Below are 20590 nucleotides of genomic sequence, written 5' to 3'. Positions count from 1 at the left end.
GCGGCCGGTCGATTCTCCACGCGCGGGTCGCGCGTCCGGTGATTTATTCCGACGCGACGAGATCGAGCAGCCGGCCTGCGATCTCCTCGCCGGCGGCGATGCCGCGGGACGCGGTCACGATGGCGGTGGCGGACGTCCAGCCGGTGTCGTGCAGTTCGCCGTGGGCGGGCCGGACGGCGACGTCGGCGGCCTCTAGGAGGTCGAGGTCCAGGAGGGAGTCCCCGGCGGCGATGGTGCGGGACGCGCCGGTGCGGCGGGCGACTTCGGCGGCGGCGGCCGCCTTGGTCAGGGAGGCGGGCAGGCAGTAGACCTTGCGGCCTTGCAGGGACGTGCGCCAGCCGCGCTCCCCGCACCAGCCGGTGAGGTCCTCCACCCAGCCCGCCGGGAGGGCTGTGCGGTCGACGACCGTATAGGCGAACAGGTCCGAGGCGGTCCTGCGCTTGAGGACGAACTCGCCGCCCAGGCGGATCAGGTGGTCTTGCACTTCCGTAAGGGGCGCGCATGCGGACGCGACCCGGGAGCGGACTTCGGACGACCACGCAGGGTCGTCCACACCGTCCACGAGGAGGTGCCCGCCGTTCGCGCAGATCGCATACTCGGGCGGTTTCTCCAGCAGATGCACGCGACGGTACTGCTCGGGAGTGCGTGTCGTGGTGGGGACGAACGTGGCGGCTCTGGCGAGGGCCTCCAGGGTCTGCGCGGCCGTCTCGGTGACGTAGGAGAGCGGCGCGCCCTGGTAGAACTCGACGCAGAGTAGGCGCGGCATCGCCTCGTCGGGGCCGTCCAAGGCGAACGCGGCCGCAGAGTAGATGAGCGTGCGGTCGAGGTCCGAGCACACCAGGACGGTCACTGCACCGCTCCCTTGCCGAATCGGGGGTGGATGAGGCCCATGCACGCGTACGGGATGTCGTCCACGTCCAGTACGGGCACGCCGCGTTCCTCTGCCAGCAGCCGGATGTGCGTCAGGTCCGCCTGCGCGCCGGTCCGCGCGAGGACCTTCCAGGGGACGCGGCGTAGCAGGACCCGGGTCGTCTCCCCGACGCCCGGCTTGATGAGGTTGAGGTCGTCCACGCCGTGCGCGGCTCCGACGCGGCGGACGGCCTCCCAGCCGGACCAGTCGGGGGCCCTGTCGGAGGCGCGCAGGTCCGGAAGGTCTTTCGCGACCCGCTCGGCGACGTCCGCGAAGCGCGCGCAGACGGTGTCGAGGAAATGGGCCGACACGTCGTCCGCGGCCAGGTCCGCATAGAACTTGGCGCCGTGGAAGTCACCGGGTCCGATCAGATCGTCGTTCAGGACCGTACGGCTGACGAGACCCGACACCGTGGAGTTGAGGCAAGCGGACGGGATGAGGAAGTCGTCCCGTGTGCCGTACAGGGTGGTGCACCGTCCCGGGTCTGCGAGAACGGCGAGATCGTCGGGGAACCGGGCTCCGGAGTACGCCGACAGCGCGGCCGTCAGCTCACGGGAGATCGCGCCCTTCCCCGTCCATCCGTCCACGAACATCACGGTGGACGGGTCGTGGCGCCCGGCGAGGTACCGGAGCGCGACGGTGTCGATGCCACGGCCCCGGACGATGCTGACCGCGTAGTGCGGGAGGTCCAGGCCATGCGCGAACCGCGCCCAGCGGCGGACGAGGATCCCGACCGGGGTACCCGCGCGCGCCAGCGAGACCAGGACGGTGTCCGGCCCGCGCTCGGCGAGGACCATCCCGGTGAGGAGACCCGTCGCATACGCCAAGCGCTCCGCGGACTCCTTCAGAGCCGCGGCGAACAGCCGCCGGTACTCCGGGCCCGGCTGGTACTCCACCGGCAAGGACTCGGCGTAGTGGGCACGACCCGCCTGAATGGCCGCCTCACGCTCCTCGGTCGGAGCCTCCAAGCGCGCATGGGACAGGTCCTTGAGCAGCCACGCGACGTCCTCGGCGGCGTAACTGCCGAACGCCGGGCCGTAGAGCGGCTCGGGCAGGGCCGAGGGCGGCGTCACGGCTCGCTCCTGCTCAAGGTCCGCTCCTGCTCAAGGTCCGCTCCTGCTCAAGGTCCGCTCCTGCTCAAGGTCCGCTCCTGCTCAAGGTCCGCTCCTGCTCATGGCTCACTCCTGCTCATGGCTCGCTCCTGTAGGACGGGATCGTCGCGAGCAGCACCGGCGCAAGCGCGCGCAGCCGCTCCAAGAGTCCCTTGGAGAGCTCCTCGGTGTCGCCTATGTCGTCCACTACGAGCACGATGCGATCGAACGAGGCGTCCACGTTGTAGGCGTAGCGCTCCCCCGGTCCGTCGGACGGGTCGTCATGCGAAGGGAACGCCAGACGCGTCCTGATCGCGTACCCCGGGTCGTCCACCGCGAGGACGGGCGAGCGGGTGGTGGTCGAATACCGGACGTCCACCTCCGGTATCAGATCGGCGAGCGCCTCGGCCAGCCGCAGCGGCGCGTACATCAGTTCCTCGAACCCGAGCACCAGCACACGTCCGGCACCGCTCAGAGGGCCCGCGAGGGCGTCACCCATACGCGGGAGGTCTTTCTCCAGCCGTGTCCTGTGGACGGGAAGGAAACCGTGGCGTCCTCCGTCCGGCACCCCACTCGGCCACTCCAGGTCCACCCGGGTCACCTCGAACCGGCCAGGGGCGTCCTCCCGCACGACCTGGGTGGACAGATCCTCCACGAGGCTCCGCCCCGCGCTCAGGATGCCCTCGGGCAGTTCCACGCGGCCATGGGCGAGCGCGACGATGTCGATCCGCGTATTCAGCCGCCGGGCGAGGGCACATACACGGGCCTCGTCGTCCTCGCCGCGCAGGTCGACCAGGACCGCCACCACGTACCGCCGGTGGGGGCGCGCGGCGTGGAGCGCCTCGATCGTGTTGAGGACGGTCTTCCCCGTCGACAACTCGTCGTCCACCAAAACGACGGGCACGTCCCGGTCAAGCGCCGTCGGGTCGCCGGGTAGCAGCAAATGGCTCGTCGCGTGGCTGTGCTCTTCCTCGAACCCTCCGTAGGGGATGAAGCCCGGTACCGCGCGGCGCGTGGAGTGCAGGTAGTAGGCGCCGCCCAAGGCGTCCGCGACGGAATGCCCCAACGCCGTCGCCGTTTCCGCATAGCCGAGGACGACGGCGTCGACAGACGCGCACGGCTCCCGCAGAGAGTCACGCAGGCCCGCAGCGGCCGCCTTCACGCCCAGCAGCGCATCCGCCAGGTAGGCACCTCCGTAGGAGGCGTCCGCGCCGCGCAGGCGCGCGCGCACAAGGTCCCCCAAGAGGAGACCCGCCCCGTACACGAGCCGAGGGTCGGTGGGCACATGCTTGCCCAGCACGGCCGACACCAGCAGATGAGCGCGCTTCGGGTTCCGCCGGACGGCCAGCCCCACCAGATCGGCCAACCCCACCAGGTCGGCCGACCCCGCCAGGTCGGCCGACCCCACCAGATCAGCGAGCCCCACCAGATCCGCCGGATCCGCGCTATCGACCAGCCGCACGCCCAGGCGGGACGCCACCCACGTGCCCCGCCACGGCACCTCGCCCGCCCCCGTCAACGGCTGCCCGCCGCTTCCAGCAGCTCGACGAAGGTCACGCCCTCGGCCGCCACCCCGAACACCCGGGCGCGCAGCATCAGCCGCTCCGCCCACGCGCGATGCGGTTTCGCCTCGTTCATCTTGTTCGCATACGAGCTGGCCATCGCGCCTCCACCCGCGACCCCGAGGATGTCGGCGGCGTCGCAGTACTCCTCGTGCGTCACGACCGACAGCGCGTGGACGGCCGCCACATGGCTGGGATGGATCACGGTCTTGCCGGTGAGCCCGTTGGCCTTGTCCAGGTGCACCTCGCGGATCAGCCCGTCCAGATCGGAGGTGATCAGCCGCTGCCGCAGCGGCGCGGCGTGCTGCGCGTCGAACGGCGACTGGCGCAGTTGCGGCTTGAACATCCGCTCCCCCGCCGAGAAGTACTCCCAGACCGGGCCCGTCACGACGAACCCGGTGCCGTCCGCGCGGCCGAGGATGTTGACGACGTCGCAGATCACGCCCGCGACGGGACGGATGTCGTAGATCGTCAGGTCCGGGGGCCGGCGCAGCCCGTAGGCGGCCGACATGTCGGCGGCGCCCAGCCGGACGGCGAGGATCCGCTCCCGGTGCTTGGCGAGCAGCCGCGCCACGTCGTGCAGCATCTCGGTGCGCGTCTCGGCGTACACGGCCTCGGGGCTCTCGATCACCGGCATGGCGAGGAGCCGGAGCCCGGTGCGGGCGGAGGTGTCCGCCAGCGCGTCGAGGAACGCTCCACCTCCCGCCGGGCCGAACTTCGGGAGGACGAACCCGCTGACGAGCGGCGCGGCGTCCCCGAGCCGGTCCACCAGGTCGCCGATCTGCTCGGGCTCGCGGACCCGGACGAACAGCAGCGGCACGTCCGCTCCCCGCCCCCGCAGCGCCCGCAGCTGGGCGACCGCGTTGGCCTCCCCGGCGGCGACGTCTGCGTCGGCGATGGCGTCCTCCAGGCAGACGACCATGCTCATCACGCCCCGCCGCGACGCCTTCTCGATGTCGTCGGCGAGGACGGGGCGGGTCGCCGGGCTGTAGAGCGTCGCGCCGAGCGCCACCGCCAGCACCGCGGGATCGTCGTGACGTTCGAAACGCCGCGGATGCCGGTAGAAGAGGTGCTTGCGATGGGCGGTGTCAATGTGATCGAAATGCCGCATTCACAAAGTTCCCCTCAGGATGCGACCGCCGACACGCGGATCGTCGGCCCCTGCCCGGGTCGTCCCCCGGAACGATTCAACACTATCCGCCGCACACAACGATTCACCGGCGGAGGCGTCCGGCCCAGGGCAGGGGGCGGCGCCGCCGGGACGGATCGTCACGGCGTCAGGAGAGGTGCGTCACAGATGCGTCGCCACCGCCGGGAGGAGGTGCTGGAACGTGCGGCCCGTCGCGGTGGCGCCGATCGCGGTCATGGACCAGCCGTCCCCGTCCCGCGCCACCTTCGCCATGATCTGGGCATTGTGGCGGCCCGCGCCGGTCAGGTCGTAGCGGGCGATCTCCTCGCCGGTGGCCTCGTCCACGAGCCGGCAGAAGGCGTTCTCGATCTGCGAGAAGTCCTGGCCGGTGAAGGAGTTGACGGTGAACACCAGCTGGACGACGTTGGCGGGCAGGCCCTGCAGGTCCACGTTGATGACCTCGTCGTCGCCCTCGCCCGCGCCGGTCAGGTTGTCGCCGGTGTGCTGGACCGAGCCGTCCTTGCTGCGCAGCTGCCGGAACCAGACCTGGTCGGCGAGGTTGCCGGCGGCGTCGAACAGCAGGCAGGACGCGTCCAGGTCGATGGACTGGGCCTTGGACCGGCCGAACCGGCCCTTCTTGGCGACCGCGTCCCAGCCCAGGCCCATCCGGACCCGGGTGAGCGTGCCTCCGCCGGGCTTGGCCAGGGAGACCTTCTGCCCCTTCTGCAGCGAGATCGACATGGTGGGTGGGCTCCTTACGGTGTGATGCGCGTCGCGGGGTGCGGAGCGTGGTGGAGCCGCGGCCGCCGCGGGCCGCGGACCGGACCCGGGCCGTCCGGGTCCGGCGCGGGTCAGACCTTGCCCGCGGGCAGCCGTTCCCCTTCGCCGGCCCCGGCGGAGGCGTCCTGGCCGTCGCCGCGGTTGCGCACCACCGACGACACGAACGCCGCGATGATCAGGCCGGCGCCGAGCCCCCCGGTGATCCACTCGGGGACGTGGTGGCCGATCGAGACCAGCATGCAGACCGCCAGCGCGCCGATCGCCCAGTGGGCGCCGTGCTCCAGGTAGACGTACTCGTGCAGGGTGCCCTTGCGGACCAGGAACACCGTCAGCGACCGGATGTACATGGCGCCGATGCCCAGGCCCAGCGCGATGATGATCGGGTCGGTGCTGATGGCGAACGCGCCGATGACGCCGTCGAAGCTGAACGAGGCGTCCAGCACCTCCAGGTACAGGAACAGGAAGAATCCCGCCTTGCCGGTGGCCAGCGCCAGCGAGCTCGGCCCGGACCTCCCGGACGCGCCCTCCCCCGCCGCGACGCCCGCGGGACCGTCCTCGCCGGCGTCCTCGTCGTCCTCGTCACCGCCCGCCTCGGAGAACAGCTCCCCGAGCCCGTTGACCAGGATGTAGGTCACCATGCCCAGTACACCGGCGATCATGACGTCGCCCGGGTCCTCGGCGTACAGGCCGGCCACGAACGCCAGCGCGCCGCCCGCGACGACCACCGACAGCTGGTCCAGCTTGCCGATGCGGGCGAGCGGCTTCTCCAGCCACGGCAGCCACTTGTCGGCGCGCTCCTCGAACACGAAGTCCAGGAACAGCATCATCAGGAACATGCCGCCGAACGCCGCGATCATCGGGTAGGCGTCGGTCATCAGCTCGTGGTAGCGGTGCGAGTCGTTGATCGCCAGGTCGAACGCCTCGTAGGGGTTCAGCTTCGCGGTGATCCCCACGATCAGCAGGGGGAACACCAGCCGCATGCCGAACACGGCGATGGCGATGCCGACGGTCAGGAAGATCTTCTGCCAGAACGGGCTCATCCTGTCGAGCACCTTGGCGTTGACCACGGCGTTGTCGAACGACAGCGAGATCTCAAGGACGGCCAGCACCGCCACCAGCGCCAGGCCCGTCGCCCCGTCGTACAGCAGGGCGATCAGCAGGCCAAGGGCCGTGACGGCGAAGGACCACCCGAAGGTGCGAAGAATCATGCTCGTGTCTCTGACTAGGAGGACGACCGGGAAGGCCGCCGTGCGGGGTGCGCCGGCCGTCAGCCGACGTTGACGCCGAAGTCCAGGGCGATACCGGCCAGTCCAGAGGCGTACCCCTGGCCGACGGCCCTGAACTTCCATTCGCCACTGTGGCGGTAAAGCTCGCCGAACACCATGGCCGTCTCGGTGGAGGCGTCCTCGGTGAGGTCGAAGCGGGCGAGCTCGTTGCCGTCGGCGCGGTTGACGATGCGGATGAACGCGTTGCGGACCTGGCCGAAGTTCTGGTGCCGGTTGTCGGCGTCATAGATCGACACCGGGAACACGATCCGCTCGCACTCCGCCGGGACGCCGGTGAGGTCCACGTTGATCGACTCGTCGTCGCCCTCGCCCTCCCCGGTCAGGTTGTCGCCGGTGTGCTCCACCGAGCCGTCCGGGCTCTTCAGGTTGTTGAAGAACACGAAATGCTGGTCGGACATGACCTTGCCGGTCCCGGCGAGCATCAGCGCCGAGGCGTCCAGGTCGAAGTCGGCGCCCGTGGTGGCGCGCACGTCCCAGCCCAGCCCGACCGACACGGCGCTGAGGTTGGGTGCGGCCTTCGTCAGCGAGACGTTGCCGCCCTTGGCGAGTGAGACTCCCATGTTCGGGCCACTCCCTTCCCGGTGGTGGGGTCCGGTGGAACTGATCAGATGTTGACGCCGAAGTCGGTGGCGATGCCGGCGAGCCCCGAGGCGTACCCCTGGCCGACCGCGCGGAACTTCCACTCCGCGCCGGACCGGTACAGCTCCCCGAACACCATCGCGGTCTCCATCGAGGCGTCCTCGGACAGGTCGTAGCGCGCCAGCTCCGCGCCGTCCCCCTGGTTCAGGACGCGGATGTAGGCGTTGCGGACCTGGCCGAAGTTCTGGCCGCGGCCGTCCCCGTCGTAGATCGACACCGCGAACGCGACCCGCTCGGCCGTGGCCGGCAGCGCCCCGAAGTTGACCTTCAGCTGCTCGTCGTCGCCCTCGCCCGCGCCGGTGGTGTTGTCGCCGGTGTGCTCGACGCCGCCGTCCGGCGTGCGCAGATTGTTGAAGAACACGAAGTGCTGGTCGGTGAGGATCTTCCCGGAGGCGTCCAGAACCAGCGCGGAGGCGTCCAGGTCGAAGTCCGTCCCCGTCGTGGTCCGCACGTCCCAGCCGAGCCCGACGGTGACCGCGGTCAGCCCCGGTGCCTGCTTGGTGAGCGAGACATTGCCGCCCTTGCTGAGACTGACACCCACAGTACGCCTCCAGGATCGCATGCCGTATCGGACGCCGACCCGGCGCCACGTTATATCGACGTAGCAGTGATGCTATCCGTTCCCCACGTTGCAAAGGCATCACCTCGGAGGGCCTCGCCACACGGCCCGGGCCCGGCTACGCGAAACCGCGCCGCCTGCGCCAGACTGGGCAGGGAACGAAGGGAGGCGGCGTTGCGGGGACCGGGCGACCAGCGCCGGCGGGGCCGGGGGACGCAGGCTGCCGCCTCGGCGGCGGTCGAGGCGCGCGAGGCGGCCGCGGCCGCCTTCTACGAGATGGATCAGGCGCAGAAGTACCTCGACGGCCGCGTCACCGTCTTCGAGGACCTGGACGCCTCCGCGGCCGCCCCCGCGCGCCGCGAGTTCGCCGGGCTGTCCGAGGCCGCCGACGCCGCCTCGGTGGCCTACATCTCCGTCCTGGACGCCCACGACCTCGATGATCAGGACCGGACACCCGCCCAGCTCGACGCCGCACGCCGCGCGTTCATCGGCTCCGCCGACCGGCTCCGGGAGATCACCGGGAGGCTGAACGGGTTCGCCGAGCGCCTCTCACCGGGCATGGCGCGGCTGGAGGCCGCCCTGGACCAGCTCCCGCCCCGCCTGACCGCCGCCCGCGACGCCGTGGCCGCCGCCGACACCGCCATCGCCGCGGCCCGGGAGGCGGGCATGGACGCCTCCGATCCCGAGGCGGAGGTGGCACGCGCCAAGGAGGCGCTCGCCCAGCTCGGCTCGCAGGGCCTCGGCGGCCTCGGCCTCGACGGCGCGCTGAAGAAGGCCGACGAGGTGCGCGCCATCGCCGCCGCCGCCCGGGAGGCGGCCGAGGAACTGCCGCAGATGGCCGGGAAGGTCCGCAACTCCCTCGCCTCGGTCCGCACCCGCGTGGACGTCGTCGCAGGCCGCGCCGAGCCCGTCAGGCAGGCGATGAAGGCCCTCCTGCGCGGCTACGCGCAGGCGTGCTGGCAGGACCTCCGCGGCGCTCCCGAAGCCATCGAGTCGGGCGTCACACGGGCCCGCGAGCGCCTGAACGAGGCGTCCGCGCACGTGGCCCGCAACGAATGGAAGCAGGCGCAGCAGGCCCTCACCGCCGCGCGCACCGAACTCAACGCCGCCGACCGCCGCGCCGCACAGGTCACCGGACGGGTCACCGAACTGGAATCGGTCGCCGCCGACCCCGCCAAGCCCGTCGAGGCCGTCCGCTTCGCCATACGCGACGCCCAGCGCCTCGCCATGGCCCAACCAGGCGGCGCCGCACCCCAGCACGCCCGCGTCCTCGACTCGCTCGTAGAACGCCTCGAAAAGGCCCCCGGCAAGCTCACCGCCCCCCACCCCGACTACTGGGCCTACCTGCAAGAACTAGAGTCCATCAAAACCGCCGCCGGCGACGTGGTCACCAGAATCCGCGCCGAACGCGCGGGTTGATTGCAGTGCCCTTGGCGTCAGGCGCTGGGGCGCCTTCCTTCGGCGGGCACTGCGCGCGATCGCTGCATCGCTCCGACCTCGCCCTAGAGGGCTCGCTGCGCGATCAGGTTCTCGCTCCGCTCGCACCTGGCTTCGCACGCGATCGTGGGTTCCCGCTTGGGTGGGGGCGGGGTGGGCAATGTCACGTGGTTGAGGCCGCCGGGGGGCGGGGGTGGCTACTTGAAGAGGGTTTCGCCCCAGAAGCCGCCTTCTTGGACGCCTGGGGGGCATGCGTAGATGCCCGAACCCACGTGCTGGACGTATTCGTTCATCGCGTCGGCGGCCAGGGACTGCTGGATCCGGATGAAGCCGGTGCGCGGGTCGCGCTGGAAGGCGATGAAGAACAGGCCCGCCTCCAGGCGTCCCAGGCCGTCCGAGCCGTCGGTGAACGAGTAGCCGCGCCGGAGGATCTTCGAGCCGCCGTTGGAGTCGGGGTGGGCGAGCCGGACGTGCGCGTCCGGCCTCATCCGCGCGAGGACGATCTTGTCGCGTTCCTTGCGCGCGCCCGCCGGGGCGCCCTCGCCCTTGTCGCGGCCGAAGATCTCCTCCTGCTCGCGCAGGGACGTGCGGTCCCACGTCTCGATGTGCATCCGGATCCGGCGCGCCACCATGTACGAGCCGCCGGCCATCCAGTCCGAGCCGTCGCCGGCCGCCGCCCACACGTGCCTGCCGAGCAGGGCCGCGTCGGTCCCGGGGATGTTCTCGGTGCCGTCCTTGAACCCGAACAGGTTCCGGGGGGTCTGCGCCTCGGGCGTCGTCGAGGACGTCTTGCCGAACCCGAGCTGCGACCAGCGGACCGCGACGACCCCGAACCCGATGCGCGCCAGGTTCCGGATGGCGTGCACGGCCACCTGCGGGTCGTCCGCGCACGCCTGCACGGCGATGTCGCCGCCGCCGCGGTCGGGGTCGAGGTTGTCGCCGGGGAAGTGCGGCAGGTCGACGAGCGCCTGCGGGCGCCGCGCCTTGAGGCCGAACCGGTCCTTGCCGTCCTTCTCGAACAGCGTGGGACCGAAGCCGATCGTGAGCGTCAGCCGGGACGGCGGCAGCCCCACGGCCTCGCCGGTGTCGTCGGGCGGCGCGACGGCGGGCCCGCCGACCGCGCCGTGCCCGACGGACCTGCCCGCCGTCATGGCCGCCGCGGCGGCCGTCCATTCCTGGAGCATCCGGACCAGCTTCGCGCGGTCGCCGGTGGTGACGTCGAACGCGGCGAAGTGCAGCCGGTCCTGGACGGGCGTCGCGATCCCGGCCTGGTGCGCGCCGTGGAAGGCGATGGCGCCGCCCGCGGAGCGGTCCTCCTCGGCGGAGGCGACCCGGTCCAGGCCCACACCGGCGGCGGCGCCGACGAGCAGGCTGGCGCCGCCGAAGCCGAGCATCCGCCGCCGCGACGGGCCCAGGGCCGTACCCTCCGCCGCGCCTTCCCGTCCCTCAGAACCGGCTTCGGTCATTTACTTCGCCACCACTCCAGCGAGTTTCGACAGGGGCTCACCCAGCGCGTTCACGGCGTCGGCGAGCTTCTTGCGGTCGCTCTTGCCGACCGTGTCGTACGAGACGTAGCCGTCGCCCTTCTCGTACTTCTTCAGCAGCGCCTCGACGGCGGCGAAATTGTCGTCGAGGTCCTTGGCGAGCTGCGCGTCCTTCTCCTGGACGACCGGCTTGAGCAGCTCGTACACCTTCTTGGCGCCGTCGACGTTGGCCTTGAAGTCGACGAGGTCGGTGTGGCTGAACGCCTCCTCCTCGCCGGTGACCTTGCCGGTCGCGACCTCGTCGAGCAGTTCCTTGGCGCCGGCGGCCATGTCGTTCACCGGGTCCAGGGTGAGGCCGGGCAGCCGCCCCTTCAGGACGCCGAGGTCCTCCAGGAGGCGGTCGCCGTACTTCTCCTTGCCCTTGACCGAGCCGTCCTTCCAGAGGGCCTTCTCCAGCAGGTGCCAGCCCGACCAGTCCTTCTTCTCCGCCGGGCTGAGGTCGGCCTCGCGGGCGTCGACCTTCGGGTCGATGTCGCCGAACTTCTCCGCGACGGGCTCGATCGACTCCCAGCCGACGCGGGACGGCGCGTACAGCTCCTTGGCCTTCTCGACGTCGTTCTTCTTGACCGCGTCCACGAACAGCCGCGTCTTGGCGATCGTGTCGTCGAGGCTCGTGATGACGTAGGACTTGTAGTCGGCGGCGGCCTTGGTGAGGCGCTGGTCGCCGACGCCGTTGGCCTGGCCGCTGACCGTGATGTCCTGGGTCGGGCCCTTGCCGGTCTGCCCGGCGCTGCACAGCAGCTTGTACGCGCCGGCGGGAAGGTTCACGACGAAGTCGACGGTGGTGCCGGGGCCGATGTTCTCGCGCTCGGACAGGATCTTGCCGTCCGGCTTCAGCACCTCGAACTCGTTGACCTTCGAGCCCTTGTTGGCGACCTTGAAGGTGGTCTTGCCCGCGGGGAGGTCCTTCTTCGCCACCTCGCACGAGTCGTCGGTGGCGGTCACGGCGACGGCGTCCGCGGCCTCCGCCTTGCCGTCGTCACCGCCGCACGCCGAGAGGAGGGACATCGACACGGCGGCCACGCCGGCGATGGCGAGGACGGGGACAGGACGCATGGGTAAACTCCAGGGCGCAATGGTTAGGCTTGCCTAAATTAGCCAAAGCTAACCTCAGTACGTCAAGTCGCCCCCTCGACAGTGGGTCATCCCACGTCCGGCCAGTTGATCGAGTGGCTTGATCGACGAGCCCCGCCGTCCTCCGCGGACCGCCCGGAAACCCTTCTCCAGCGCCTCTCCCGGCCCCTTTGAGGCGCATTCGCGGCATTCGGCGCGCGGCCGTCGCCGACGGGCGTCCGCCGCGCCGTCCGGACGGTGCGTCCAGAAGCGGTCAGCGGGGGCGATCGTGCAGGCCCATGGTCAGATTGCGCGCGGCCATCGGCGGGCCGCCCGGCTGCGGGTCGCCATACGGGGGCATCTGCCCCTGATGTCCCTGCGGGATGGGGTGCTGCTGCGGCATCTGCTGCATGTGGTCGCGAGCCTGGCCCGCGGGCTCGGCCCAGACGGCCGTCCCGTACGCGCACACCTCGTAGCCGCCGCCGACCGCCGCCGTGTCGAACCGCATTCCGACGACCGTGTTCGCGCCCTTGTGGCGCGCCTCCTCGCCGAGCCGGGCCACCGCCTCGCGGCGCGCCGCGGCCAGCCCGGCCGGGGGCTGCTCCCCGGTCACCCGGAACGTGGCGCTGCTGCCCTGCCCGTGCGGCCCCGCCGCCCTGGCCTGATCGGTCTGGACGGCCGTCCCCTGGACCTCGCCGAGCACGCTGCGGATCTCGTACCCGGCCACGCCATCAGTCGTCACGATCAGCATGCGTCAACGGTAATCCACGACACGGACGAATGGTGCCACTCGGACCGGTCCGTCCGGTCGGCCCAGCGTGCCCGGATCGCCTGCTCGGCGCATGCCTCCTGGTCCCGGCCGCATGCCCGTCCGGTCGTCCCCGCCAGTCCTCCCTGCCAGTCCTCCCTGCCAGTCCTCCCTGCCAGTCCTCCCTGCCAGTCCTCCCTGCCAGGCGCCCCCGCCAGTCCTCCCTGCCAGAGCACCCAGCAAGTCCTCCCCGCCGGCGCTTCCGTCTGGCCCTCCCGGCCGGCGACCGGGAGGGCCACCGCGTCAGTCGAGGTATTCGCGCAGCATCTGCGCGCGGGACGGATGGCGCAGCTTCGCCAGGGTCTTGGACTCGATCTGGCGGATCCGCTCCCTGGTGACGCCGAACTCCCGGCCGACCTCCTCCAGGGTCCGCGGGTGCCCGTCGGTCAGGCCGAAGCGCAGCTGGATGATGCGCTGCTCCCGCTCCGAGAGCGTGCCGAGGATGTCCTCAAGCTGGTCCTGCAGCAGGATGAACGCGGCCGCCTCGATCGGGACGACGGCGTCGGCGTCCTCGATGAAGTCACCGAGGTCGGAGTCCTCTTCCCCGATCGGCGACTGGAGCGACACGGGCTCCTGGGCGATCCGCTGGATCTCCACGACCCGGACGGGCGACAGGCCCATCTCCAGGCCGATCTCCTCGGGGGTGGGTTCGCGGCCGAGATCCTGGTGGAGCTGGCGCTGCACGCGGACCAGTTTGTTGATCGTCTCCACCATGTGCACCGGGATCCGGATGGTCCTCGCCTGGTCGGCGATGGCACGGGTGATCGCCTGCCGGATCCACCAGGTGGCGTAGGTGGAGAACTTGAACCCCTTCGTGTAGTCGAACTTCTCGACCGCACGGATCAGACCGAGATTTCCCTCCTGGATGAGGTCGAGGAAGAGCATCCCCCGTCCCACATAGCGTTTCGCGATCGAGACCACCAGCCGCAGGTTGGCCTCGATCAGGCGTTGCTTCGCCCGCACACCATCGCGGGCGAGCAGTTCGAGGTCGAGGCGCTCGCCGCGGGCGAGGATGGCGACGTGCGCCATCTTCTCCTCGGCGAACAGCCCCGCCTCGATCGATTTCGCGAGTTCTACTTCATCTTCTGCCGTGAGAAGCGGTACGCGACCGATCTCTCTCAGGTAGATCCGAACCAGGTCGCTCGTCGGCGCCCGCTTGCCGAGGTCTCCCTCATCCGCTCGCGCGACGTCCTCGGTCTCCTGCTGAGATTCGAGGACCTCCACCCCCTGCTCTGCGAGCATCCGGACGACCCGTTCGAGGGAGTCGTCCGGCAAGTCCGAGCGATCGAGCGCGGCAGCGACGTCATCGACGGTCACACCGCCGCGTTCTCTGCCACGTGCGACGAGGTCCGCCACCTGATCAACCGATGGCGCCTCGCTAGGCAGCACCGAAGGGCCCACGCAGACAGTTTGCGTCAAATAGGGGCTAGATCACAGGACCTATTTTGCGGACACTTGACTTACTGGGCCCCAAGTCCGCGCTCCCGCAACACCCGTCTCTGCTGCTCAAGCGCGACAAGATCGCCGAAGAGCCGCGGGTACTCCTCCGGGGCCTCGTCCGGATTCAGCCGCTGGAGTTTAGATTTGGTGTCCGCGATCATGCGGGTGAGCTGGCGCTCCTGTATTCGGGCCAGCAACTCGACCGCATAACGGTCGTCCGATTCCTGGGCGGACCGTACCGGTTCGACTCCGAGCTTGGTGACCAGATCCCGGACGGGGTCGTTCGGCGCCCGCTCCAGGAGCAGCGCGACCCACTCGGCGACCGCGCCCGCCGCCGTCACCCCGCCCGCGTCCGCGATCACCGCGCGCACCGCCGCGTGCGGCGGCGCGATGAACGCCTCCGCCGGAACGTCGTCGAACGCCGGCCCCAGCACCGCGGGCCGCTGGACGGCGAGCTTGAGCAGCTCGCGCTCCCGCTGCACCTCGGGGTCGTTCGGATCGTAGGCGGGCCGCCCGCCTCCGGGACCGTTCGCCGCACCGGGACCGTTCGCCCCTCCGGGTCCGTTCGCCGCACCGGACTCGCGGCCACCCGCGCCACCGGGCCCGTTCACCGCGCGCCCGTCGCCCGTCCGCGCGCCTTCCCGGCCGTTCCCCGCCTGGCCGCCACCCCCGCGGCCGCCGTTCGCCCGCCCGCCGTTCGCCCGCCGGCGGGCCTGACGGCGGGCGGCCAGGTCACGGACGCGCGCCAGCACGAACTGCTCGTCCATGATCCCGAGCCAGCGGTCGAGGCTGACCGCGTACATCTGGCGGAGCGCCCGGTCCTTGATCGCGGCGACGACGGGCGCCGCCGCGTCCAGCGCGCCGAGCCGTCCCTCGGCGGTGTCGAGGTCGTGCTGCTCGATCGCGCTGCGCACCTTGAACTCGAACAGCGGCAGCCGCGAGGCCACCAGGTCGCGGACCGCCGCGTCGCCGTGCCGCACCCGCAGGTCGCAGGGGTCGAGACCGTCCGGCTGCACGGCCACGAACGTCTGCGTGACGAACTTCTGCTCGTCCTCGAACGCGCGCAGCGCCGCCTTCTGCCCGGCCGAGTCGCCGTCGAAGGTGAAGATCACCTCGCCGCGGAACTCGTCCTGGTCCATCAGCAGCCGGCGCAGGATCTTGATGTGGTCGTCGCCGAACGCCGTCCCGCACGTCGCGATCGCGGTCTGCACACCGGCCAGATGGCACGCCATCACGTCGGTGTAGCCCTCGACGACCACGGCCTGCCGCCGCCGGGCGATCTCCTTCTTCGCCAGGTCGGCGCCGTACAGCACCGAGCTCTTGTGGAACAGCGGCGACTCGGGCGTGTTCAGGTACTTCGGGCCTTCGTCGTCCTCGTACAGGCGGCGGGCCCCGAATCCGATGACGTCGCCGCTCAGGTCGCGGATCGGCCACATCAGCCGGCCGCGGAACCGGTCCATCGGCCCGCGCCGCCCCTCTTTGGCCAGCCCGCCCGCGATGATCTCGCGGTCGGCGAAGCCGCGGCCGCGCAGGTGCCGGACGAGCCCCTCCCACTCCCTGGGCGCGAACCCCACCCCGAAGTGCGCGGCGTCGGCCGCCTCGAAGCCGCGCTCGGACAGGAACGTCCGCCCGATCGCCCCTTCGGGCGAACCGAGGTTCCCGACGTAGAACTCGGCGGCCGCCTTGTGCGCCTCCAGCAGCCGCGCACGCTGCCCGCCGTCCCGCCGGGGGCCCCCGCCACCGCCGTCCTCGTAGCGCAGCTGGACGCCCGCCTGGGCCGCCAGCCGTTCCACCGCCTCCGAGAACGACAGGTGCTCGATCTCCTGGACGAACTTGATGACGTCGCCGCCCGCCTCGCAGCCGAAGCAGAAGTAGAGCCCGCGCGAGGGCGTCACGTTGAACGAGGGCGACTTCTCGTCGTGGAAGGGGCACAGGCCCTTGAGATTGCCGCCGCCCGCGCTGCGCAGCTGCAGGTACTCGCCGATGACGGCGTCGATGGACGACCGCTCCCGGACGAGCGCGATGTCCTCATTGCGAATGCGGCCTGCCACGACGAAGGAGTCTACGGCGGCGCCACGACATCCGGCGCATCGCGCCGGAACCGGCATCGCGGCGGCCGCCACACGATACTGGGGGGATGACGAGATCGCTGGTGTGGGTGAAGCCCGAGGGCGCGGAGGTCGCGGACGTCGAACTGGACGCCGGGCGGATGGCGGCGACCGGGTCGGCGATCGGCGGCGGCCCGATCCCCTACCGGCTGGAGTACGAGCTGACCACCGGCGAGCGGTACGTGACGGCCCGGCTCGCCGTCCGGGCGCACGGCACCGACGCGGAGGCGGGGCCCTGGCGGCGGTGGCTGGAACTGGTCAACCGGCCCGAGGGCGAGTGGACGGTGACCGCCCGCGCCGAGGGGCACGTGGCGCTCCCGCCCCCGGGCGGCGACGCGGCGGCGCTGCGCGGCGCGCTCGACTGCGACCTCGGGTTGTCGCCGCTGACGAACACGATGCCGGTGCTGCGGGGCCGCCTCCTCGACGGCCCCCCTCCCGGTGGCTCCCCGGACGACGGCGCCCCGGACGACGGCGCCCCTGACGATGGCCCCTCGGACGACGGTGCGCCGAGCGACGGCGCGCCGGTGGAGCACCTGATGGCCTGGGTGTCGGTCCCGGACCTCGTGGTGACACCGTCCCGGCAGACGTACAGGTTCGTCCGCCGGGACGGCGACCGCCGCGTGGTGCGGTTCTCCAGCCCCGGGTTCACCGAGGAGATCGTCTTCGACCAGGACGGCCTGGTCGTGGACTACCCCTCGATCGGGCGCGCGGTCAGCGGACCCTGAACCGGTCGAACAGCCGGTACATGAACTCCGTGCCCTGGCGGAGTGCGGCCACGGAGATCCTCTCGTCGTTCCCGTGCATGGTGACGAGCTGGTCGTTGTCGAGGACGTACGGGTAGACGCCGTACCCGGGGATCCCGCGCGACGTCCACGGCGACAGGCTCGTCCCCGCTTCGAACAGGGCCGGAGCGAACACCGCGTCCGGGTAGGTCTTCCCCGCGGCGGCGCCGATCGCCTGGTAGAGCGGCGAGTCGATGCTGGACGGCGGCTTGGCGAACGTCTCGTCCAGGCGCTTGAGGGCGTCCTCCTCGGACTCCCCTGGGGCGCCGATGAGCTTGACCGTCACGTCCCTGTCCTTGAGCCGCCCGCGGAAGTCCGCCAGGAAGTCGCGGGGGCGCTGGCCGCCCGGGACGCCCCGGCAGTTGATCCGGAGGGTGGCGGTCGAGGGGATGACGTTCTCCTTGTAGCCCGCGTTCTCGATGACGAACGAATGGGTCGTCCGGAGGAGCGCGCGGTGCAGCCACGGGTAAGAACTGCGCTTGACTACCAGCGCAGCAGCCCGCTCACGGGCCTGCTGCGAGCGGGCGGAGAGCAGCAGCTCCAGGGCCCGCTTGAACCCGTCGTCCTGGGTGGCCTTGGCCAGCGCGGAGAAGTACTCCCGGGTGACGGGCGTCAGGGTGACGGGCGCGAGCCAGGTGTCGACGGCCGTGACGGCGCGCGAGAGCTTGGCTATGGCCGAGTCGGGATTGGGCTTGGACGAGTGGGTGGCCGTGCCGTCCGCGACGAGGTCGATATTGAAGTAGACCTTGTCCTGGCGCGTCACGGTGATGAGCATCGGCGTCGTGCGGTCCTTCTGGGCGAGGAACCAGCCGCCCTCCGTGAGGACCATCCCCGCGTTGATCTTGTCCCAGTGGTGCTCGGCGAGCCACCGCGACCCGTACGGCCCGGACTCCTCGTCGCAGTCGGTGAGGACGATGATGTCCCGGTCGAAGCGGCCGCCCTCTTTGAGGTGGCGCAGCAGCGCGGTGACGAACGCGGCGTTGGCGCCCTTCATGTCGAGGGCCCCGCGCCCGTAGATCTCACCGCCCCTGACGACCCCGGCGAACGGATCGACGGTCCATTTGTCGCGTTCCACCGGCACGACGTCGGAATGCCCGAGCAGCAGCAGCGGAGCGGCCGCCGTGGTGCCCTCGATCCGCGCGATGAGGTGGACGTTGTCCTTCTTGGGAGTGGGCACGATCTCGGCGGGGACACCCGCCGACCCCCAGACGGCCTTGAGCATCTCGGCGTGCGGGCGCGTGACGCCGCCGTCCCCGAAGTTCTGGGTGTCGAACGCCAGCATCCGCTTGAGCAGGACGAGCGGATCGAGGTCCGCCGGTCCGATCCGCGCCGCGGCCTGCCGCACGGGAGCGGCGGCGGCCGTGCCCCCCGCGAGGACGCCACCCGCGAGCAGGACGGCACCCGCACCGGTGCGGTGCAGAAAGGCCCGCCGGGTGACACCACCAACGCCCGCAGGGAACACCCCAGCTACACGGGACGGTGTTGCATCGGCCGGTGTTGCATCGGCCGGTGTCGCATTCGACTGCGTTGCATCGCACTGCGTTGCATCGCACTGCGTTGCATCGCACTGCGTTGCATCGCACTGCGTTGCATCGCACTGCGTTGTATCGCACTGCGTTGGATCGGACGGTGCTGCACTGAAGTGCGTTGCGCCGGACGCGCTCGCACGAAATGTGCTCGCCTGAGGTGCGTTCCCCTGAGGTGCGTTTCCCTGAGGTGCGTTTCCCTGAGGTGCGTTCCCCTGAGGTGTGCTCCCCTGAGGTGTGCTCGCGCGGGACGTGCTCGCGTGGGATGTGCTCGCACGGGATGTGTTCGTGGGTGAATCCGCTGATTGGGAGTCGGCCGGTGAACTGCCGGCGGGTGGGAAGTCGGACATGGGAGCTCCTCCTTCGGACCCTGGTCGGGGCCGGACGGAGCGACACCGCCGGACGCGGGCCGGCCTCCGCCTCGATCAGCAGCGTCGCACGGCGGTTTCGCGATCTCCAGTCGGACCCGCGAACACGAGAACGGCCTAGACACGCCCCGTCTCAGCACCTGGCCGCACCCGGACCGGTTAACGGCGAGTAATCCCAGGCTGACTATGGACAAACCGTCCGGCGCGCGATGGGATAACGCACCCAGATCCTGCCCACCCTCAGGCGGCACCCGATGACGGATGTTGTGCTCGACGGCGTTGACAAGGTCTATCCCGGCGGACAGATGGCCATCCGTAACGTCCGGCTTCGCATCGACCACGGGGAGCTGTTCGTCCTGCTGGGGCCGTCCGGATGCGGCAAGTCCACGATCCTGAGGATGATCGCCGGCCTTGAGGAGATCACCGCGGGCGAGCTCTGGCTGAACGGCGCTCTCGCCAACGACCTCCAGCCGCGTGATCGGAACGTGGCAATGGTGTTCCAGGAAGGCGCGCTTTACCCGCACCGCACCGTCAAGGGCAACATGATGTTCCCGCTGGAGGCGGCCCGCGGGGACCGCACCGCCGCCACCGCGAAGGTCGTCGAGCTGGCGCGCGCGCTGGGCCTCAGCACGATGATCGACCGGCTGCCGCAGACGCTGTCGGGCGGCCAGCGTCAGCGGGCCGCGATCGGCCGGGCGCTGATCCGCGAGCCGTCGCTGTTCCTCCTGGACGAGCCGTTGTCCAGCCTGGACGCGGGCATGCGCACCGAACTGCGCGTCGAGATCGCCGCGTTGGTACGCGCCAGCGGCACCACCACCGTCTACGTCACCCACGACCAGGTCGAGGCGATGACGATGGCCGACCGGATGGGAGTGCTGCGCGACGGCGTCCTGGAAGACGTCGGAACCCCCGAGCAGATCTACGCGGACCCGGCGACGGTGTTCGTCGCGGCGTTCCTCAGCAACCCGCCGATCAACCTGCTGCAGGCGACGCTCTGGGCGGTCGAAGGCGAGGGCATGATGCTCGACCTCGGCTCGCAGCGACTGGCCCTCCCCTGGGACGATCCCCGCGCGTCCTGGCTGATCACCCACCACGGAAAGCCCGTCATCGTGGGTATCCGCCCCGACATGCTGGCCCCGATCGCCCCCGGCTCCCCCGCGGCCCCCGGCACCACTCTGTCCGGGCAGGTACGCGCACTGGAGTTCCACGGACACGAATGGCTCGCCTACGCCGAGGCGGGCATGCCGACAGTGGACGCGAACGACATCGGCGCGACCCGGCCCCCCGATCCCCCGGCCCACTCCGAACCGGCCGGTCTCATGGCCCGGCTGCGGACGCGCCTGCACCGCCCGTCATTCACGGACGAGACCCCGCAAGAGAAGCACGCCGGCCACCACCGCCGCTCCGACCTTCTGTTCCGCATCGCCTCCGGCGACCGTCCGAACCACGGCGACCACGTCGCCCTGACCGTCGACTTAGAGCGCATCCTGCTCTTCGCCGCCGACGGCCGCCGAGTCACCCCCGTCCAGCGCTAGCCCCGCAGCACCCCAGGCTGACGCCCCGACGAC

General features: G+C 70.9%; 18 protein-coding genes. 3 read left to right on the top strand and 15 right to left on the bottom strand.

The annotated features are described in order from the left end of the window. Positions 1–43: 43 nt before the first annotated feature. From AGRA3207_RS33005 to AGRA3207_RS32970, 8 genes are all read right to left on the bottom strand, one after another. Complete coding sequence (locus AGRA3207_RS33005; protein WP_231331030.1) at positions 44–850, bottom strand: HAD family hydrolase; 807 nt, start codon at positions 848–850, stop codon at positions 44–46. Next, on the bottom strand, positions 847–1983 hold the full coding sequence (locus AGRA3207_RS33000; protein WP_231331029.1) for a cysteine protease StiP family protein: 1137 nt from the start codon (positions 1981–1983) through the stop codon (positions 847–849). The genes AGRA3207_RS33005 and AGRA3207_RS33000 overlap by 4 nt, the downstream gene beginning before the upstream one ends. Before the next feature lie 115 nt (positions 1984–2098). Continuing rightward, complete coding sequence (locus tag AGRA3207_RS32995; protein WP_231331028.1) at positions 2099–3481, bottom strand: phosphoribosyltransferase family protein; 1383 nt, start codon at positions 3479–3481, stop codon at positions 2099–2101. Between the two features lie 35 nt (positions 3482–3516). Beyond that, positions 3517–4674 carry an HpcH/HpaI aldolase/citrate lyase family protein gene (locus AGRA3207_RS32990; RefSeq protein WP_231331027.1) on the bottom strand — a complete coding sequence of 386 codons (1158 nt, stop codon included), beginning with the start codon at positions 4672–4674 and terminating at the stop codon, positions 3517–3519. Between the two features lie 180 nt (positions 4675–4854). Further along, entirely contained in the window at positions 4855–5433 is a 579-nt protein-coding gene (locus AGRA3207_RS32985) for a TerD family protein (protein WP_231331026.1), read from the bottom strand. 110 nt (positions 5434–5543) lie between these two features. After that, positions 5544–6680 carry a DUF475 domain-containing protein gene (locus AGRA3207_RS32980; protein ID WP_231331025.1) on the bottom strand — a complete coding sequence of 379 codons (1137 nt, stop codon included), beginning with the start codon at positions 6678–6680 and terminating at the stop codon, positions 5544–5546. Positions 6681–6739: 59 nt separating this feature from the next. Beyond that, on the bottom strand, positions 6740–7318 hold the full coding sequence (locus tag AGRA3207_RS32975; RefSeq protein WP_231331024.1) for a TerD family protein: 579 nt from the start codon (positions 7316–7318) through the stop codon (positions 6740–6742). Positions 7319–7362: 44 nt separating this feature from the next. Then, positions 7363–7938 carry a TerD family protein gene (locus AGRA3207_RS32970; protein ID WP_231331023.1) on the bottom strand — a complete coding sequence of 192 codons (576 nt, stop codon included), beginning with the start codon at positions 7936–7938 and terminating at the stop codon, positions 7363–7365. Positions 7939–8130: 192 nt separating this feature from the next. Here AGRA3207_RS32970 and AGRA3207_RS32965 point away from each other — a divergent pair, with 192 nt between their 5' ends. Next, entirely contained in the window at positions 8131–9375 is a 1245-nt protein-coding gene (locus tag AGRA3207_RS32965; RefSeq protein ID WP_231331022.1) for a molecular chaperone DnaJ, read from the top strand. A gap of 215 nt (positions 9376–9590) precedes the next feature. On the opposite strand, the gene efeB is transcribed toward AGRA3207_RS32965, so the two are convergent. From efeB to dnaG, 5 genes are all read right to left on the bottom strand, one after another. Next, positions 9591–10859, bottom strand: coding sequence for an iron uptake transporter deferrochelatase/peroxidase subunit (gene efeB / locus AGRA3207_RS32960; protein ID WP_231331021.1), 1269 nt, complete (start codon positions 10857–10859; stop codon positions 9591–9593). Then, complete coding sequence (gene efeO, locus AGRA3207_RS32955; protein ID WP_231331020.1) at positions 10860–11993, bottom strand: iron uptake system protein EfeO; 1134 nt, start codon at positions 11991–11993, stop codon at positions 10860–10862. A gap of 271 nt (positions 11994–12264) precedes the next feature. Next, positions 12265–12741, bottom strand: a complete 477-nt coding sequence (locus AGRA3207_RS32950) for a YbjQ family protein (RefSeq protein WP_231331019.1) — start codon at positions 12739–12741, stop codon at positions 12265–12267. A gap of 300 nt (positions 12742–13041) precedes the next feature. After that, positions 13042–14187, bottom strand: coding sequence for an RNA polymerase sigma factor RpoD (gene rpoD / locus AGRA3207_RS32945; RefSeq protein WP_067461849.1), 1146 nt, complete (start codon positions 14185–14187; stop codon positions 13042–13044). Between the two features lie 71 nt (positions 14188–14258). Then, positions 14259–16289 (bottom strand): DNA primase, encoded by a 2031-nt coding sequence (gene dnaG, locus AGRA3207_RS32940; protein WP_231331018.1) that lies wholly within the window; start codon positions 16287–16289, stop codon positions 14259–14261. Between the two features lie 86 nt (positions 16290–16375). On the opposite strand from dnaG, the gene AGRA3207_RS32935 reads away from it, so the two are divergent. Then, positions 16376–17071 (top strand): putative glycolipid-binding domain-containing protein, encoded by a 696-nt coding sequence (locus AGRA3207_RS32935; protein ID WP_231331017.1) that lies wholly within the window; start codon positions 16376–16378, stop codon positions 17069–17071. On the opposite strand, the gene AGRA3207_RS32930 is transcribed toward AGRA3207_RS32935, so the two are convergent. After that, a complete protein-coding gene (locus tag AGRA3207_RS32930; RefSeq protein WP_231331016.1) occupies positions 17058–18590 on the bottom strand; it encodes a M20/M25/M40 family metallo-hydrolase in 1533 nt (510 codons plus the stop codon). The genes AGRA3207_RS32935 and AGRA3207_RS32930 overlap by 14 nt on opposite strands. A 5-nt stretch (positions 18591–18595) precedes the next feature. Further along, entirely contained in the window at positions 18596–18931 is a 336-nt protein-coding gene (locus AGRA3207_RS40395) for a pentapeptide repeat-containing protein (RefSeq protein WP_420830820.1), read from the bottom strand. A gap of 345 nt (positions 18932–19276) precedes the next feature. On the opposite strand from AGRA3207_RS40395, the gene AGRA3207_RS32925 reads away from it, so the two are divergent. Then, positions 19277–20557 carry an ABC transporter ATP-binding protein gene (locus AGRA3207_RS32925; RefSeq protein ID WP_231331015.1) on the top strand — a complete coding sequence of 427 codons (1281 nt, stop codon included), beginning with the start codon at positions 19277–19279 and terminating at the stop codon, positions 20555–20557. Positions 20558–20590 lie beyond the last annotated feature (33 nt).

The sequence above is a fragment of the Actinomadura graeca genome (assembly GCF_019175365.1).
GTDB lineage: Bacteria > Actinomycetota > Actinomycetes > Streptosporangiales > Streptosporangiaceae > Spirillospora > Spirillospora graeca.
This window is presented reverse-complemented; position numbering and strand designations above follow the sequence as displayed.